Origin of the sequence: Desulforhabdus sp. TSK (assembly GCF_022836495.1) — a bacterium.
Lineage (GTDB): Bacteria > Desulfobacterota > Syntrophobacteria > Syntrophobacterales > Syntrophobacteraceae > Desulforhabdus.
On sequence record NZ_BQXM01000109.1, the window covers coordinates 1 to 653 of the forward strand.

The following is a 653-nucleotide window of genomic DNA, read 5'->3' on the forward strand; positions in this document are numbered from 1 at the left end:
CCCATGAAGTCCTGCATTTCCTGATGGATCAACAGGGGCTTGAAGAGACCGATCTTTCCAAAGAACTGGGCGGCCAACCGGTTGTCAGCGCGATTCTCAGCGGGAGGCGCAAGATCAATGTACGCCAGGCCAAGGCGCTGGCGGCAAGGTTCAACGTCTCCCCATCCGTGTTCCTCTGATCTAAGACCCATACCTGGCCTACAGAGGATGCAAGGAAGCGGTTTGTTCATGTAGGATCCTCTACAAACCTCCGGAATTTCGAAGCAGAATGAATGCCACCCCCCGATTGGCCATCGAAACCTGGCTATTGGCATCTTCGTCCTCTCATTGAAATTCAACAAAATGGAAGCCCATCCGGATGCGACGGTGGTCCCGACGGTGCTCTTTACCCAAAGAAAAAAATGGAGGAAGGTCGTTTCGCGCCGGATCGAAAGCCACCTGGGAAACCGGCAGTTTCTGCACTTCGAATATCAGTTGATTCGCCTGTTTGACTTTCAGGCCCGGGACTATTACGATCATCACAATCCCATCGTGAAGATTCTGCTGCCGAAGATGGATTATAAACCGGAGGAGCGGGCGGAAGTGATTCAGCAGGCGTACCTGGGACTGTTCAGGTTGGCGGCGCCGATGCTCTTTGACAAGTATGTGGACTT

Annotated in this window: 1 protein-coding gene and 1 pseudogene; both read left to right on the plus strand. The window is 53.0% G+C overall.

Annotation, left to right across the window (positions count from 1 at the left end):
- Positions 1-23 precede the first annotated feature (23 nt).
- Positions 24-179: a type II toxin-antitoxin system HigA family antitoxin gene (locus MWC30_RS23215; protein ID WP_368860922.1), complete on the plus strand. Its 156-nt coding sequence runs from the start codon at positions 24-26 to the stop codon at positions 177-179.
- Positions 180-342: 163 nt separating this feature from the next.
- Positions 343-653: pseudogene (locus MWC30_RS21715) on the plus strand (hypothetical protein); the annotation flags it as partial.

What these genes read in the sequence shown, in the direction of transcription:
- MWC30_RS23215 (WP_368860922.1), top strand. Translation starts at nt 24, where the DNA reads ATGGATCAACAGGGGCTTGAAGAGACCGATCTTTCCAAAGAACTGGGC.